Here is a 15,184-nt window from a genome sequence, read left to right on the forward strand (position 1 = left end):
ATGATCATTGGGGTATGGTGTAATTGGCAACACGGCTGATTCTGGTTCAGTTGTTCTTGGTTCGAGTCCAGGTACCCCAGCACTTCTCCTCCACTTCGCACGGGGTGGCCCGGCTGTCAACAAGCCCGCCCGTTCCGTGAGCGGTCTTCGCGGCTCGTTACGCTGATCCGATGGTGAGCGTGCGACGGCGGCGGAACGCTCTCACGGGTCTCGTCGCGATCGCAGCCCTGCTCCTGACCGGATGCGCCCTCGACTCCCCGCGGAGCGACTTCTCCCGCAGCTTCGGTGGCGACGAGGCCGTCGCGGACCTGGAGCTCTCGACGGTCGACAACATGCCGTTCACGGGCGGCGTGAGCGCCGAGGTGTCCGTGCGCGACGACGTCTCCGACCCGGACCTGCTGGCCCTGGTCGACCGGCTGAGCGCCTTCGCGGCCGCGCGCCCGGCGGACAAGGTGCGCATCGTGGTCGTCGCGAAGGACCTCACGCTGCCCGTCTCCCGGGACTCCGATCTGGCCGCCAGGACGACGGTGGCCGCGATCGAGCTGCGCGACGACGACCGGGTGGCGTCGGTCGCGCTGACGCCCGCTGACGACGACGACCGGGTGTCGGGTGCGAGCCTCATCCTCAGCGCGGAGGCGGACGCCGTCGCGGCGTTCACGCTGGCGGAGGACGCTCCCCGGGTGCTCGGCGAGGCTGCGGCGCCGTACGTCACAGTGCAGAGCCGGGATCGCGCGACGCTCGTCCGCGGAGTCCCGGGACCCTGGCTGGACGACGCCGAGCGCATGTGGACGGCCGTCTCGGGCGCTGTGGCCGCGACGGCCTTCCGGGCCGAGCCGGGCCGTCTCGAGGTGTCGCTGGCGGGCGAGGACTCGCTCGCGCCGGCCGCGCTCGCCGCAGCAGAGGCTCCGGAGGATCTGGTCGTGGTGTTCTCGAGCCCTCGCGTCGCCCTCGGCGCCGGTGCCACCGGCGATCCCGTCCGCGCTCTGCTCGCCGCGCTGCCCGCGGAGCCGTCTGCCGCCGTCGGCTCCGTCTGGACGGACGACGATCGCGCAGTGTTCGCCGTGGACTCGGTGGACGAGGCCCGCCTCGTCGCCTCGGCGGTGTCGGGACGACCGGAGTCGGGGGTGTTCTCGACCGTCTCGGTCACCGTGCGGAGCGCGGGTTCGCTCACTCTCGACGTCAGGTCCGCGCCGCCGGCCCTGAGCGCCGATGTCGAGGCCGCCGCGGTGCTGCTCGCAGACCCCCGGATCGCGTCTGTGGTCGGCTCGGATCGGTCGGTGACCGTGACCGTCGCGGGGGACCCGAGCGATGCCGATCTCGAGAGCCTGATGCCGGCCGCCCGGCGTCTCGCGGGCGAGACTGCGCGCGTCTGCGTGAACCGCGCCGCCGGCACGGGCGAGTGCGAGGCGGCGGAGCGCTGACCGGCCTGAGGAGCCGAGCCGATCGCCACCGAGTCGCTGTCGCGTCTGCGGTGCGGACGTGGCGTGCTCAGAACCGATCGGGTCGAAGAGGTGTCTGATCGCAGAGTCGTTCGCGCCGGCACCGCATTCAGAACGTATTCTGAACTACGCTGAGACGATGGTCGCCACCAAGCCCGCCCGCTCCTTCCAGTCGTCCGAGTTGAGTCGGAATCCCCGCGAGGTCTTCGCCGCCGCCGATGAGCATCCGATCGATGTCACTCGCCGAGACGGCGACGACCTCGTGCTGATGTCCAAGCGCGAGGCGGAGTCGCGCGAGCAGCTCCTCGAACTCGCCGCACAGCTGATCGCCGTCTCGACGGACGACCGGGGCAGCCTCGGCGACCGGATGGCGCACGTCTTCCCGTGGATGCTCGCCCTCACCACGGAGGACAGGGAGTCGTGCGCCACCCAGCTCCTCGCGGCGGCGCGGGCATCCTTCGCCACGGGTCAGGCTCACCTCGCGGTCGCCGAGACGATCTCCTGGAGGGAGACGGCGACGGCTCTCGCCGCCGGGCTCGGCACGACTCGGGTCGACTGGCTCGAGGGCAACGGCGTCGTCGTCGAACGACCCTGAGCGTGGCGAGGAACGACCGGGTCGATCGGCCGCTCAAGAAGAACGAGTACGAGATCCGCTTCGCCTCGGTGCAGGCGCAGAAGGGCTGGACCGATCTGCGCGCGACGTCACGGAACGCACTGGCCGACGCCTGGGACTTTTTCGTCCGCACGCCGACGCAGACGACTCCGACGAACTACCGCCTGAGGGGCGAACTGGCGACGGTGACCCGCGCCGGCAGCACCCACGACCGCTGGCAGCACAAGCCGACCCAGCACGGCGATGCCCGGATCTGGTTCTTCGTGAGCGAGCAGGTCGTGTACCTCGAGCAGGTGCACACCCATCACCCGAACGCGACGAAGTGAGACTCGAGGCAGTCCCCAGTGCCGCACTCGGGTCTCTCGCCGCCGAGGAGGCCTCGCCGTGGGCCGTCGTCGTCGCCGGCCGGTGAGGTCGCGGGTCCGATTCGGGCTGGCGTGCATCGACGGGCGACGGGATGTCGGAACGGCTCGAGGCGGCGTGGGTCGAGCGTCAGCGGCGGGCGGATGCCGGCGATCATCGGAATAGCCAAATGCTGGTGGCATCGGTCGCCAGGACCGCCGTGGCCCGATCAGAAGTAGCGCGAGAGATACTCTCGCAATGGTCCGTCGCAGACGTACACGTAGGTACCGCGGATCCCGCGCGTCAGCAGCACCGTGTAGATGTTGCGGACGTAGGCGAGAAGATCCTCGTCGGTGTACGTGATGCCGAGCTTCGGGTTGTTCTCGCGCCCCTTCTTGTCGTGGTAGTTCGCGCGGTCGAAGACGATGCGGTGACGGACAGGGTCGTAGCGCAGGTCGCGTCCGATCACGACTCCGGCGTAGTTGAGGTCGTAGCCCTGCACGGTGTGGATCGAGCCGACCTCGTCGATCGCCCCGGGGGAGTTGATCCAGTCGCGCTGGGTCCGATTCCAGCGCAGCGCCAGGCCGTCGATCTCGATGTCGAAGGCGTCCTTCTGCTTCCGGGTGATCCACTTCCAGGCGTACCCGGCGACGAGTCGCGCGAGGCCGTGCTCCTGCTCTCGGAGCAGCAGCTCCCTGCGCAGCTCGGCGAGGTCCTCGAAGAAGCGCAGGTCGTAGGAGCCGAAGTCCTCGCGGTGCTCGGGCGGGGCGTCGGACAGCGTCGCGCGCACGTACCCGACGTAGTCCTTGTCCGCCGCGATGCGCATCTGCGAGCGGAGGGGGTACACGCGACCACTCGCCGACGCCTCCGCGAGGAGGCGCCCTGTGACGGCAGCAGGGAGGTCCATCGGTCGGACGGTCTGCGCCGTGTCGAGCATCAGGATCGTGTGCTTGCTGCGGGCGCGGATCCAGTCGAGTTGCGTGTACTCGAGGGAGTCCTGTCCGAACAGTGCCCGGTTGATGTCGGCGAACTTCTTGTTCAAGGGGCCGGACGGCTGATTCGCCCGCTGACTCAGACGGTGGGCCTCGTCGACCAGGAGGAGGTCGAAGGGCTCCTCGCTCTGCCCGACATCGAAAGGCGTGAGCACGAGGTGCTTGCTCAAGCCCGGCGTCAGCGTGAAGACCCGTGCGATCGAGCCGCGCAGCGACTGCTGCGGCACCATGAGTCCGACGCGGAGCGTCGACAGCAGCTCCGCGTGACCGGGGGTGAAGAAGTCGCTGAAGACGGAGTCGCTGTCCAGCGGCTCCTCCGGATCGTGCCGGCGGATGTCCTGCAGGAGTTTCAGCAGGTAGATCGCGACGACGGTCTTGCCAGTCCCCGGGTCTCCCTGCACGACGACCGTGCTCGGCTGCCCGGACTCCAGATCCGCGAACAAGCCCTCGAGGATGTCCTCGACGGCGATGGCCTGGTCGTGGTTGAGCGCTTTGAACGGCGACAGCTTGAAGAGATCGCTGTTGACGATCTCCGGAAGCGTCCGCTGGAAGAGATGCTCCTCGGTGCGCAGGACCTCGAAGACCTCGTCGAACGTCCGACGATAGGACTCGCGGTCGAAGTAGTCGGCGTCGGTGATCCCCGCGTTGTGGTTCAGGACCGTCAACCGGCCCTCGCCCGACAGCATCCGCAGGAGGAACGACTCGAGGTCGAGGCAGGCGGACTTGTTGAAGGTGTCGTCGAGGACGACCCGCACGCGCTCCAGCCGACTCTTCTCAGGAGAGTCCAGGTGCTGGCGCAGCCGTCCCTCGGCGTTGAGGGACTCGCCGACGTAGACCTCCGTCGCGCTGTCGAGGACGTAGACGACGGGCCAGTTGCGGTGCCGCGGGTCGGCGGCTCCCCAGACCCGGACCTGGTCGGAGTCGAAGGGCAGGCGCTCGAGGCTAAAGCCGGTCATACTTCTCGCTCCGACCCCGTGCCTTGTCGACGGGGTACTTCTCCCGCGTCGTGCGGAGTTTCGCGAGGACGATCTCGTCCGCGTCGACTCCGAGGCGGTCGGCGAGCAGGAGGCAGTAGGTCAGCACGTCCGCGAGCTCTTCCACCGCCGCGGGGAGGTCGCCCTCGCCCCACTGGAAGCACTCGAGCAGTTCGCCGGACTCGATGCTGATGCTCTTCGCGAGGTTCTCAGGAGTGTGGAACTGCGACCAGTCGCGCTCCCGCACGAACTCGCGGAGAGCGTCGAGGACGTCGTCATCGGGCATGGACGCCAACCTACAGCGCACCCGCCTTCGAACCGTTCGGCGTTCCCGGTCAGGACGACCGGACGATTCCGCTTCGGCTCGAGCACCCAGGCGCTCCGGCCGATGTCGGCCGCCCTCCCCGCCGCCCCGCGGCGAGCCATGCCACGATGAACCTGTACATCACTCAGGAACCCGCCTCCCGCGGGTTCGGAGCAAGGGGGAATCTCGTCCATGCAATCTGATCTGCTCTGGATCGTCATCGCCGGCATCGCGGTCGGCGTCGTGCTGCTGCTCGCCGTCATCGGCTTCTTCATCTTCCGGGCCTGGTACCAGGTGCCGCAGGCCGACGAGGCGATCGTGATCGTCGGTAAGAAGCAGAAGGGCGATGACGGGCTGACGTCTAACATGACCGTCATCACCGGTGGTGGCGCGTTCGTCAACAAGCTGACGCAGCGCTCCGACCGCATCTCGCTGCGCTCGCGCCAGATCAAGATGGAGCCGGTCGCGCAGACCAAGAACGGCGTGACGATCCACCTCGCCGGCGTCGCCCTCGTCAAGATCGGCTCCACGGCCGACCAGGTGCGCGCTGCCGCCGAGCGCTTCGCCTCGCAGGACCAGTCGATCGACGTCTTCACGACGGAGCAGCTGGAGGGCGCCCTCCGCGGCGTCGTCGCGAAGCTCAGCGTCGAGGAGGTCATGCAGGACCGGCAGAAGCTCGGCGACGAGATCGCCGAGGGCATCAAGGGCGACCTGCTCGCCCAGGGCCTCGTCCTCGACTCCTTCGCCATCCAGGGCGTCACCGATCGCAACGGCTATATCGAGGCGCTCGGCGCGCAGGAGATCGAGCGCGTCCGGCGCGAGGCCGACGTCGCCCGGATCAACGCGGCCCGCGAAGTGAAGGCCCGTCAGCTCGCCACCGACGAGGCGAACCTGATCGAGCAGACCGCCTACGACAAGAACACCGCCGCCGCCAAGTCCGAGGTCGGGCGGGCGAACGCCGAGGCCGAGCAGGCCGAGAACCTGGCCCGCGCCGAGCGCGAGCAGGCCGTCCTCGTCCAGCGCGCCGAGAACCGGCAGGCCGAGCTCGACGCCGACGTCAAGCGCGTCGCCGATGCTGAGAAGTACCGTCGCCAGACCGAGGCCGACGCCGACGCCTACGGGCGCGAGAAGAAGGCCTCGACCGACCGCCAGGTCGCGCAGCAGGTGTCCGACGCCGAGGCCTATGCCGTCCAGCGCCAGGCAGAGGCGCGTCAGGCGTCGGCCGCAGCCGAGGCGGCAGCCCTGAGTGCACGCGCAGAAGCCGAGGCCCACGCACTGCGCGCCAAGGCCGGCGCCGAGGCCGAGGCCCTGCGTGCGAACGCCACCGCCGAGGCGGAGGCCATCCGGGCCAAGGGCGAGGCGAGCGCGGCCGCGATCCAGGCCGAGGCGGAGGCGCTCCGCGAGAACCAGGAGGCGATCCTGGGTCGCGAGCTCATCGGGCAGCTCCCGTCGCTGATGGCCGAGTTCGCGAAGGGCTACCAGAACGTCGGCACCGTCACGCTGATCGGAGGCGACACCGCGGGCACCCACATCGCCCGGGAGCAGGCGGCGAGCCTCGCGGCCACGTTCGACAGCGTCAAGTCGGCGACCGGAGTCGATCTCGGAGCGATCCTGCAGGGCCAGGCCTTCGGCCGCGGCGTGGCAGCGGCCTCCGCGGCGCCGGAGCCCGCCGACCCCACCGTCATCCCCTCGACGAGCTGACGACCGGAGGCCTCCCCGGCGACCGGGTCGGGGCGTTCACGGATGCCCTCCGTGATCGCCTCGACCCGCGCCTCAGATTCCGTATTACGATGAAGCCATGAGTGGTGAAGAGACCATCAACGGCGTCCCCGTGACCGAGGAGCAGATCGCAGCCTGGGCGGCGGAGGCCGAGAGGGGCTTCGACGTCGACGCCCTCAAGAAGCGCGGGCGAGGTCGTCCGGGTCGCGGCGCGGAGGCGTCTCAGGTCGTCACCGTCCGGCTCACTGCCGAGGAGCTCGCCGCCCTCGACAAGCGCGCCGCGCGTGAGCAGAAGAGCCGGTCCGACGTCATCCGGGACGCGATCGCGGCTGCATGAATGTTCACCCGTCTGCGCTGAAGCACGGGATAGCTGCTGTCGATGCGACGCGGGCGGCGACATTCGCGCTGTGGATCGAGGATCTCGACGACGAATCACCAGCGCGTCAGTTGCGTCTCGGGTTCGATTCGAGAGGTCGCCTCCTGGAGACGGTCGTTCTGATCTTCGACAGCGGCAACGAGCTCGTCATCCACGCCATGAAGGCGCGCCCGAACATGATCGACCTCCTGCCCTGAGTCGGCTCGCGCTCCCTCACCCGAGCTCCTTGCGCATCTGCACGGCCGTCGTCTCGTAGCCGAGCGACTCGTAGAGGCCCCGCGCGGTCGTGTTGAAGCCGAAGACGTTCAGCGCGAGAGCGCGGCCTCCGCGAGAGGACACGTGCTCCTCCGCCAGCAGCATCGCCGCGCGACCGAGGCCGCGCCCGCGCTCGGGGGCGTCGACCTGGACGTCCCACACCCAGAAGACGCCCTCGAGGTCGCTGGGGTGCGGGCCCAGCCAGATCGTGCCCACGGGCCGGTCGCCGTCGAGGATCGTGAGGACGTCGTGCCCGGGCGCCGGGACTCCCTCGGGGAAGTACTTCTCGTAGGAGACGTCGGCGTTGCGAGTCGCCGCGGACTCGTCATCGCCCGCGCGGATCCGATCGGCGATGTAGGCGGCGCGCTGCGTCCGCATCCAGACGGCGAGAGCGGAGGCGGACAGGGGCGAGAGCGAGACGGTCACCCCACCACGCTCGCACGCTCCACGCAGGTCCGCCATCAGGCGCCGCGACAGGTCCATCCGTCACAGACGGCCCGTCCACGCGAGTCGCACGGTCCGTCTGTGACCGATCGATCGTCACGAGCGCTCGGCGTGGGCCTTCTTGCCGTAGCGCGTCGCCAGGAACAGCACAGTGCCGACGACGACGTACGCGAGCGAGCCGAGCCAGACCTCGCCGGTCTGCTGGGTCAGCAGCACGATGCTCGCGATGATCGCCAGCACCGGCACCACCCGCGGGACCGAGAAGTGCTCGTGGTCGACCTTGTCCTTCTTGAGCACGAGCACCGAGACGTTCGCCGAGATGAAGACGAGCAGGAGCAGCAGCACGGTGGTCTCGGCGAGCGTTCCGACGTCTCCGACCAGGCTCAGCACGGCGGTGGCGACGCCGACCGCGAGGATCGAGACCCATGGGGTGCCGCGGTTCGGCAGCACGCGCGCGAGGGCGCTCGGCATGAGTCCGGAGGAGGCGAGGCCGAAGCCGACGCGGCTGGCCATCACCATGAACAGCAGGGCGCCGTTCGCGATGGCGACGAGCGCGATGAGGCCGAACAGCCATTCGGGCACCGCCACTCCGCTCGCCGAGACGACGTCGAGCAGCGGGCCGGTCGACGCCGCGAGCTCCTCGATGGGCAGCACGATGACGGCGCCGAGCGCGATCAGGAGGTAGACCACGGCGGCCGTGAACAGGGCGGCGAACAGGGCGCGCGGGTAGACCTTCGACGGGTTCCGCACCTCCTCGGCCATGTTCGCGGCGGCCTCGAAGCCGAGGAACGAGAAGAAGGCGACGATCGAGGCGGCGAACGCGCCCTGCAGCGGCGCGACGTCGGGGTTGAACTCGAAGATGCGCGACGGGTCGCCGTTGCCGCCGCCGAAGAAGATCGCGGCGCAGACGATCACGATGACGAGGCCGCTCACCTCGATGACCGAGGCGACGAGGTTCGCGGTCAGCGACTCCTTCACTCCGCGCAGGTTGATCAGCGTCAGCAGCAGGATGAAGACGATCGCGGTGGGAGCGGGCGGCACGTCGAGCAGCGCGCCGAGGTAGTCGCCGGCGAACGCGTTGGCCAGCGAGGCGGCGGTCGTGATCCCGGATGCCATCATCAGGAAGCCGACGAGGAACGACAGGTAGGGCTTGCCGAAGGCGCGGTCGGCGTAGCGAGCGGCGCCGCCGGCGTGCGGGTACTTGGTGATCAGCTCGGCGTAGGTGCCGGCGGTGAGCAGCGCGATGACCAGCGCGATCAGCAGCGGCAGCCAGATGACGCCTCCGACGTCGTTCGCCATCGTGCCGACCAGCGTGTAGATGCCGGCGCCGAGCGTATCGCCGACGATGAAGGCGAAGAGGAGGGGGCCGGTGATGACCTTCTTGAGCGATCCTCCGCCCTTCGAGGGGGCCGTTGCTGCGGTGTCCGTCGTTTCGGTCATCCGGATACTCCAGCGAGAGCGGAGCCGCGGCGCAACCCCGAGGGCACGATTGCTGCGAGATTTCTCACGCTCGAAACACGGAGGAGCGGGACATCACCGCGGCTCGACCGGGGGGACTTGCGTCGGCGTCGAGGGCGATGACGGACCCGGGCTCGGCGCCGACGTCGGACCGGACGTCGGAGCCGACGTCGGGATGCCGCTCCCCGGCCCGCCCGCTCCAGCGCCGAGGTTCCAGTTCCCCCCCCCCCCCGTCGTCGACGCCTCCGCTCGGGCAGGCGCACCGTCGTGGTACCGCCCCACACCACGGTGATGTCGACGGTGCAAGTCTCGACGAAGGTGAGCGACACCGGGGGAGTACGACCCGCGGTCTCCTGGATTGCGAAGCCGGCGTCGGCGCGGCCGCCGAGACCCCCTGTCAAGCCCGTCCGATGCGCCACGATGGGCGCACGCCCCGACGGATCGAGGACTCGAGTGAACGACGCCACCCCGCGCCACGGCATCGCCGAGCGCCTCTCGCGGCTCCTCCGGGTGCGGACCGTCTCGGCCGAGCTGACCGGCGCCGACGAGTTCGTCCACGTCCTCCGCGAGCTCTACCCGCTGCTCCACGAGCACCTCTCCCTCGAGCGGATCACCGACCGCGGGCTGCTCTACCGCTGGGCGGGTCGCGACTCCGACGCACCCCCGCTCGTGCTGATGGCCCACTTCGACGTCGTACCGGCCGAGGACGCCGCCGCGTGGACGCATCCGCCGTTCGAGGGGGCGATCGCCGATGGGGCCGTCTGGGGCAGGGGAGCGCTCGACGACAAGGGCCCGCTCGTGGTCGTGGTGGAGGCGGTCGAGAACCTGCTCGCGGCGGGCTTCGTCCCGGCCCGCGACGTCCTGCTGTCGTTCGGCGGCGACGAGGAGGTGCGCGGGGCGGCGGCGCAGGCGACCGCGGAGACCCTGCGCGAGCGCGGCGTCACTCCCTGGCTCGTGCTCGACGAGGGCAGCGCGGTCGTCGAGGCGCCGCTGCCGGGAGTCGTCGGGGCGGTGGCGATGATCGGGGTCGGCGAGAAGGGCGTGCTCACCCTGCGGCTCACGGTGCGCGGCTCGGGCGGGCACGCCTCCGCTCCGCCGTCGCTGACGGCGATCGGGCGGCTCGCGCGGGCCGTGACCCGGCTGACGCCGTCGACCTTCCCCGCGAGGGTCCCGGAGGCGCTCGCATCGTCGTTCGCGCTCCTCGCGACCCGGGCACCGGGACGTGCGGGCGCCGTCTACCGCGCTCTCGGCCGTCGTCCGCACCTCGCCGCCCCGGTGCTCGCGCGCCTCGGCGGGGAGGCGGCGGCGCTCGTGCGCACGACCCTCGCCCCGACGATGCTCTCCGGGGGAACGGCCGACAACGTCCTCGCGTCGGAGGCGACCGTGACGCTCAACCTGCGACTCGCGCCGGGGGAGACCGTGCAGAGCGCCATGGAGCGCGTGCGCCGCCGGGTGCGCGACCGCGAGGTGGCCGTCGAGGTCGTCGCGGGCGAGGACCCGTCGCCGCAGTCGCCCACCGACGGAGCGCCGTTCACCGCGATCCGAGCGGCGCTCGCCGTGTCGCATCCCGGAGCGGCGGTCGTCCCGTACGTGATCAACGCCGCCACCGACTCCCGGCACTTCCATCGGCATGCGCCCGCCGTCTACCGCTTCGCACCGCTCGTGATGTCGAGGGAGCAGCGCGCGGGCATCCACGGCGTCGACGAGCGCGTGGACGTCCTCGCCCTCGAGCGCGGCGAGGTCTTCCACCGGGCGCTGCTCGCGGGGCTGACCGCGTGACACGGGAGCGCGTCACCGCGCGGACTCTCGCCTCGGTCGTCGGCGTCCTCGTCGTGGTCGAGTTCACCAGCGGCGTGCTGCAGGGCTGGTACACGCCGATGCTGACCGACATCGCCCGGAGTCTCGACATCCGCGACGCCGACGTCAACTGGTTCGAGGGCGCCCAGCTGCTGCTCGCCGCTCTCGTCGTGCCGGCGTTCGCGCGGCTCGGCGACATGCTCGGCCACAGGCGGATGCTGCTCTGGTCGACCGCGCTGACGGCTCTCGCCTCCCTCGCGCTGCCGTTCACCGGCTCCTTCGCGCCGTTCCTCGTCGCGTGGGCGCTGCAGGGCTTCTACGTCGTGTGGCTGCCCCTGCAGATCGCGCTGATCTGGTCGCGATCGAGGAGCCTCGCGAACCGTGCGGCCGTGACCGCCGCCGCCGCGGGCCTCCTGGTCGGTGCGCTCGAGCTCGGCGCGATCACGGGCGCGCTGCTGGGCGGCGCGCTCGTCGGGACGCTGCCGCTGACGGTCGTGCTGCTGGTGCCGGCCCTGCTGGTCGTGCTGTGCTTCGTCGTGGTGCTGATCGGCGTGCAGGAGTCGCCCGATCCGGCCGGCGGGCGCTTCGACGGCGGTGGGCTGGCCCTCGTCTCGGCGGGCCTCGTCGGAGCTCTCGGCGGCCTGGGGCTGCTCCGCATCCTCGGCGCCGCGAGCCCGGTGCCGTATCTGCTTCTCGCCGCCGGGGTCGGGCTGCTCGCGGTCTTCGCCCGGTACGAGCTGCGGCAGGAGGAGCCGCTGATCGACGTGCGGATGTTCCGCTCGCCGGCGCTCGGCCCGGTCTTCCTCACCGCCGGGCTCTTCGGAGTGAGTGTACTCGGCGCTCAGGCCCCGCTCTCGACCTTCGCGCGCACCGACCCGGCCGTGCACGGCTACGGGCTCGGCACGACCGGCTTCACGACCTCTCTCATCATCGGCGTCTACCTGATCGCGATGATCGTCGGCGCGCTGCTCTTCCCGCCGATGGCCCGCGCCGTCTCGCCGCGCCGGACCCTGGTGGGCGCCTCGGTCCTGGTCGCCGCCGGCTTCCTCCTGCTGATCCCGCTGAACGCCGCCTACGCGAGCGTGACGGCCTGCATGGTCGTCGTCGGACTCGGCTCCGGAGCCCTCGTGGCCGCCCTGCCCGCCGCCGCGGCCGCCGCGGCGCCCGCCTCGCAGACCGGAGTCGCGACCGGCCTGACCAACTCGGTCAAGACCGTGGGCGGAGCGATCGCCTCCGCGGTCTTCGGCCTCGCCCTCGTGCAGGGCGCCTCGACCGCGACGGTCAGCCCCTTCGCGGGCTACGTCACGGTCTGGGCGGTCTGCGCCGGCACCGCCCTCGTCGCGGCCGTCCTGCTGCTGCTCGTGGTGCCGCGCGACGCGTTCACCGACGCCTCCGCCCCCGCGCCACCAGCCAGAACAGGTACGCCCCGCCGACAGCCCCGGTGACCAGCCCGACCGGCAGCTGCAGCGGGGCGAGCAGCCGCTGTGCGAGCACGTCGGAGGCGAGCAGCAGCGCCGCGCCGATCGCCATCGAGGCCGCCAGCGGGATGCCCGCCGAGCGGGTGGCGCGCCGGGCCAGCTGCGGGGCCGCGAGGGCGACGAAGCCGATCGGTCCGCTGACCGCGGTGGCGGTGCCGGTGAGGCCCGCGGCGAGCAGGAGGAGGAGCAGGCGGGTGCGGCGCAGCGGCACGCCGAGGCCCGTCGCCACCTCGTCGCCCAGCTCGAGCACGCGCAGGGCGCCGCGCTGCGAGGCGAGGAGCACCGCGAGGAGGCCCCCGGCGCTCGCGAGCAGGGCGACGTCGGCCCACGAGGTGGCCGACAGCGACCCGAACAGCCACAGCGTCGCCCCGCGCGCCACCTCGGTGGGTGCGCGGGTCAGGAGGTACTCGTTGACGGCCGAGAGGAGTGCGGCCAGGGCGATCCCCGCGAGGATCGTCCGCTCGCTCGCCAGCCCGGCGCCGCGGGTCAGGAACAGCACGATCAGCAGCGCGCCGACGCCGCCGGCCCAGGCGCCGAGCGCGGGGTTCGCCGGCGGCGTGAGCAGCACGAGGCAGACCAGCGCTCCCGACGCCGATCCGGCGCTGAAGCCGACGATGTCGGGGCTCCCCAGCGGATTGCGCGACAGCGTCTGGAAGACGGCGCCCGCGAGACCGAGTGCCGCGCCGACGAGCACCCCGGCGATCACCCGGGGGAGGCGCAGGTCGATCACGATGGCCGAGGTGCGCGGCGACGCCGTGCCGAGCAGGGCGTCGCGGACGTCGCCGAGGGACGTCTCGTACGACCCTCCGACGATCCCGGCCGCAGCGGCGAGGGCGATCACCGCGACGACGACCGCGAGGACCGTGCGCGGGCGCGTCATCGGCTCCTCCGCGGGCCCCGCGTCGCCAGGTGGAAGAGCAGCGGCGCCCCCACCAGCGCGGTGACGATGCCCACCTCGAGCTCGGCCGGCGCCGCGAGGATCCGGCCGAGCACATCGCTCGCCACCACGACCAGCGCGCCGCCCAGCACGGCCAGCGGCAGGCCGACGCGCAGATCCGGCCCGCTGACGCTCAGCACCAGATGCGCCACCAGGAGCCCGACGAACGCCAGCGGCCCCGCCGCTGCGGTCGCCGCCCCGCAGAGCAGGGTGATCGCGGCGCCCGCCCCGAGGATCACGACGGCGGGCCGCACGCCGAGCGCCCGCGCGGTGTCGTGTCCGAGCGCGAGCTGATTGAGGGCCGGCACGACGATCGCCGCGACAGCGAGACCGAGGAGCACGAAGGGCGACAGGGCGGTCGCGGTGTCGAGCTCCCGCCGCTCGAGAGATCCGACGACCCAGAACCGGTACGACTCGAACGTCTCCTCGTCGAGGAGGGTGACGATCCCGATCAGCGCGCCGAGGCAGGCGCTGAGGGCCACCCCCGCGAGGACGGTGCCGATCGGATCCCGCCCGTCGCCGCCTCCGACCAGGTGCACCAGCACCGCGGCCGCCGCTGCGCCGGCGAAGGCGAACCAGACGTAGCCGCCCGCGGTGCCCACGCCGAAGAACGCGATGGCGACGACCACCGCAGCGGAGGCGCCCGCGTTGACGCCGAGCAGGCCAGGGTCGGCGAGGCGGTTCCGCGTGACCGCCTGCATCAGCAGGCCGGCTGCTCCGAGCGCCGCGCCGACGAGCAGGCCGGTCGCCGTGCGGGGGAGGCGCAGGTCGCGCACGATCAGCGCGTCTGCGCTCGTTCCGCCGTGCAGAAGCGCGTCGAGGGCGGCGGGCACCGGCACCGGGCGCGATCCGACGGCGAGGCTCGCGACGACGGAGGCGGCCAGCAGCACCGCGAGGACGAGTGCGACGGCGGCGGTGCGGCGGGCCCTCCTCCGGGGCGCCGCGGCGGGCGTCGGGGCCTGTGCGGTCGAGACGTGCATTAGCTAAGGCTATCCTTACCTCGTGAACGTGACTTCCCGCCTCCTCCGTCCCTCCCTCCGCCGCACGGGTCTCGCCGCCCTCGCCACTGCCGCCGTGGTGGCGCTCGCCGGGTGCTCCGGCAGCGCCTCCGGCTCCTCGACACCGCCCGACGCCGAGGCCGGCTCGACGGGCGAGTGGACCGTGTCGCGCGTCATGGCCGAGGGGATGGGAGCCCCGGAGGAGGACGGCGTGTTCCCGCGCACCGTCGCCCACTACGCCGGAGAGACCGTGATCGACAGAGCGCCGACGCGGATCGCCGTCGTCTCGACCGGCCAGCTCGACGCGCTCCTCTCGCTCGACATCGTCCCCGTCGCCGCGACGCGCGCCGAGAACAGCGGTCTCGTGCCCGAGTACCTCGCCGACCGGGTCGAGGACCCCGCGGCGATCGCCGACATCGGCGAGCGGACCGAGCCCGACGTCGAGGCCATCGCGCAGGCCGACCCCGATCTGATCCTGATCAACTCGGTCCGCGGCGCCGACCTCTACGCGTCGCTCAGCGCGATCGCGCCCACCGTCGTGACGCTCGGCAACGGAGTGAACTGGAAGAGCGACCTCCTCCTCACCGCCGACGCGCTCGGCCGCGAGGGCGACGCCCAGGCGGTGCTCGACGGCCTGCACGACGACGCGGACGCCTTCGCCGCGACCCTCCCCGACGAGGCGCCGACCGTCTCGTTCCTGCAGTCGACCGGTGACCGGACGCGGATCATGGGCGTCCCCTCCTTCACCGGCGGCCTCGCCGAGGATCTCGGTCTCGCCCGCCCCGAGTCGCAGCGGTTCGACGACACCTCGCAGGAGATCAGTGCCGAGCAGCTCGAGCTGGCCGACGCCGACTGGATCTTCTACGCCGGTCAAGGCGACGGTCTCGCGCTGATCGAGGAGGCGACGCTCTGGCCGACGCTCGAGGCCGTCGCCGCGGGCACGGCCGTCGAGGTCGAGCTCGATCCGTTCTTCATGAACGCGGGCCCGATCGCCGCGCGCCTCGTGCTCGACACGGTGACCTCCACGGTCGACTGATCGGGCCTCTCCCGGACCCTCG

Annotated in this window: 15 protein-coding genes and 1 tRNA gene; 10 read left to right on the forward strand and 6 right to left on the reverse strand. The window is 71.6% G+C overall.

Annotation, left to right across the window (positions count from 1 at the left end):
* Positions 1-8: 8 nt before the first annotated feature.
* The 4 genes from GRS96_RS09170 to GRS96_RS09185 all read left to right on the forward strand — a co-directional run bounded on the left by GRS96_RS09170 (position 9) and on the right by GRS96_RS09185 (position 2,378).
* Positions 9-80: transfer RNA gene (locus GRS96_RS09170), tRNA-Gln, on the forward strand.
* A gap of 90 nt (positions 81-170) precedes the next feature.
* A complete protein-coding gene (locus GRS96_RS09175) occupies positions 171-1,421 on the forward strand; it encodes a hypothetical protein (protein ID WP_159988320.1) in 1,251 nt (416 codons plus the stop codon).
* Positions 1,422-1,578: 157 nt separating this feature from the next.
* Positions 1,579-2,034: a prevent-host-death protein gene (locus GRS96_RS09180; RefSeq protein ID WP_159859004.1), complete on the forward strand. Its 456-nt coding sequence runs from the start codon at positions 1,579-1,581 to the stop codon at positions 2,032-2,034.
* 2 nt (positions 2,035-2,036) lie between these two features.
* Entirely contained in the window at positions 2,037-2,378 is a 342-nt protein-coding gene (locus GRS96_RS09185) for a hypothetical protein (protein ID WP_159988321.1), read from the forward strand.
* A gap of 245 nt (positions 2,379-2,623) precedes the next feature.
* On the opposite strand, the gene GRS96_RS09190 is transcribed toward GRS96_RS09185, so the two are convergent.
* Positions 2,624-4,342, reverse strand: coding sequence for a DUF2075 domain-containing protein (locus tag GRS96_RS09190; protein ID WP_159988322.1), 1,719 nt, complete (start codon positions 4,340-4,342; stop codon positions 2,624-2,626).
* Positions 4,329-4,646, reverse strand: a complete 318-nt coding sequence (locus tag GRS96_RS09195) for a nucleotide pyrophosphohydrolase (RefSeq protein WP_159859046.1) — start codon at positions 4,644-4,646, stop codon at positions 4,329-4,331. The genes GRS96_RS09190 and GRS96_RS09195 overlap by 14 nt, the downstream gene beginning before the upstream one ends.
* A 210-nt stretch (positions 4,647-4,856) precedes the next feature.
* Between GRS96_RS09195 and GRS96_RS09200 the strand changes: the two genes are divergently transcribed.
* From GRS96_RS09200 to GRS96_RS09210, 3 genes are all read left to right on the forward strand, one after another.
* A complete protein-coding gene (locus GRS96_RS09200; protein WP_159859049.1) occupies positions 4,857-6,365 on the forward strand; it encodes an SPFH domain-containing protein in 1,509 nt (502 codons plus the stop codon).
* A 97-nt stretch (positions 6,366-6,462) separates the two neighbouring features.
* Entirely contained in the window at positions 6,463-6,720 is a 258-nt protein-coding gene (locus GRS96_RS09205; protein ID WP_159859052.1) for a ribbon-helix-helix domain-containing protein, read from the forward strand.
* A complete protein-coding gene (locus tag GRS96_RS09210; RefSeq protein WP_159988323.1) occupies positions 6,717-6,956 on the forward strand; it encodes a toxin in 240 nt (79 codons plus the stop codon). Before GRS96_RS09205 ends, GRS96_RS09210 begins: the two co-directional genes overlap by 4 nt.
* A gap of 16 nt (positions 6,957-6,972) precedes the next feature.
* On the opposite strand, the gene GRS96_RS09215 is transcribed toward GRS96_RS09210, so the two are convergent.
* Positions 6,973-7,440 carry a GNAT family N-acetyltransferase gene (locus GRS96_RS09215; RefSeq protein ID WP_235022103.1) on the reverse strand — a complete coding sequence of 156 codons (468 nt, stop codon included), beginning with the start codon at positions 7,438-7,440 and terminating at the stop codon, positions 6,973-6,975.
* 114 nt (positions 7,441-7,554) lie between these two features.
* On the reverse strand, positions 7,555-8,898 hold the full coding sequence (locus GRS96_RS09220) for an APC family permease (RefSeq protein ID WP_159858145.1): 1,344 nt from the start codon (positions 8,896-8,898) through the stop codon (positions 7,555-7,557).
* Positions 8,899-9,369: 471 nt separating this feature from the next.
* Here GRS96_RS09220 and GRS96_RS20640 point away from each other — a divergent pair, with 471 nt between their 5' ends.
* Both GRS96_RS20640 and GRS96_RS20645 read left to right on the forward strand, forming a co-directional pair.
* Complete coding sequence (locus GRS96_RS20640; RefSeq protein ID WP_235022072.1) at positions 9,370-10,695, forward strand: M20/M25/M40 family metallo-hydrolase; 1,326 nt, start codon at positions 9,370-9,372, stop codon at positions 10,693-10,695.
* The gene (locus GRS96_RS20645) at positions 10,692-12,158 is read left to right on the forward strand and encodes an MFS transporter (protein WP_159988324.1); all 1,467 of its coding nucleotides are present in this window, start codon (positions 10,692-10,694) and stop codon (positions 12,156-12,158) included. Before GRS96_RS20640 ends, GRS96_RS20645 begins: the two co-directional genes overlap by 4 nt.
* Here the strand turns inward: GRS96_RS20645 and GRS96_RS09235 are convergent.
* Together GRS96_RS09235 and GRS96_RS09240 are read right to left on the reverse strand one after the other, a co-directional pair.
* Positions 12,094-13,071: a FecCD family ABC transporter permease gene (locus GRS96_RS09235; protein ID WP_159988325.1), complete on the reverse strand. Its 978-nt coding sequence runs from the start codon at positions 13,069-13,071 to the stop codon at positions 12,094-12,096. The genes GRS96_RS20645 and GRS96_RS09235 overlap by 65 nt on opposite strands.
* A complete protein-coding gene (locus GRS96_RS09240; protein ID WP_159988326.1) occupies positions 13,068-14,108 on the reverse strand; it encodes a FecCD family ABC transporter permease in 1,041 nt (346 codons plus the stop codon). Before GRS96_RS09240 ends, GRS96_RS09235 begins: the two co-directional genes overlap by 4 nt.
* A 22-nt stretch (positions 14,109-14,130) precedes the next feature.
* Here GRS96_RS09240 and GRS96_RS09245 point away from each other — a divergent pair, with 22 nt between their 5' ends.
* A complete protein-coding gene (locus GRS96_RS09245) occupies positions 14,131-15,162 on the forward strand; it encodes an ABC transporter substrate-binding protein (RefSeq protein WP_236553602.1) in 1,032 nt (343 codons plus the stop codon).
* Positions 15,163-15,184: the final 22 nt, after the last annotated feature.

The sequence above is a fragment of the Rathayibacter sp. VKM Ac-2803 genome (genome assembly GCF_009807175.1).
Taxonomy (GTDB): Bacteria; Actinomycetota; Actinomycetes; order Actinomycetales; family Microbacteriaceae; genus Rathayibacter.

Coding starts and splice junctions, on each gene's coding strand:
- GRS96_RS09175 (WP_159988320.1), top strand. CDS start 171: ATGGTGAGCGTGCGACGGCGGCGGAACGCTCTCACGGGTCTCGTCGCG.
- GRS96_RS09210 (WP_159988323.1), top strand. CDS start 6,717: ATGAATGTTCACCCGTCTGCGCTGAAGCACGGGATAGCTGCTGTCGAT.
- GRS96_RS09195 (WP_159859046.1), bottom strand. CDS start 4,646: ATGCCCGATGACGACGTCCTCGACGCTCTCCGCGAGTTCGTGCGGGAG.
- GRS96_RS09180 (WP_159859004.1), top strand. CDS start 1,579: ATGGTCGCCACCAAGCCCGCCCGCTCCTTCCAGTCGTCCGAGTTGAGT.
- GRS96_RS09205 (WP_159859052.1), top strand. CDS start 6,463: ATGAGTGGTGAAGAGACCATCAACGGCGTCCCCGTGACCGAGGAGCAG.
- GRS96_RS09235 (WP_159988325.1), bottom strand. CDS start 13,071: ATGACGCGCCCGCGCACGGTCCTCGCGGTCGTCGTCGCGGTGATCGCC.
- GRS96_RS09200 (WP_159859049.1), top strand. CDS start 4,857: ATGCAATCTGATCTGCTCTGGATCGTCATCGCCGGCATCGCGGTCGGC.
- GRS96_RS09190 (WP_159988322.1), bottom strand. CDS start 4,342: ATGACCGGCTTTAGCCTCGAGCGCCTGCCCTTCGACTCCGACCAGGTC.
- GRS96_RS09240 (WP_159988326.1), bottom strand. CDS start 14,108: ATGCACGTCTCGACCGCACAGGCCCCGACGCCCGCCGCGGCGCCCCGG.
- GRS96_RS09220 (WP_159858145.1), bottom strand. CDS start 8,898: ATGACCGAAACGACGGACACCGCAGCAACGGCCCCCTCGAAGGGCGGA.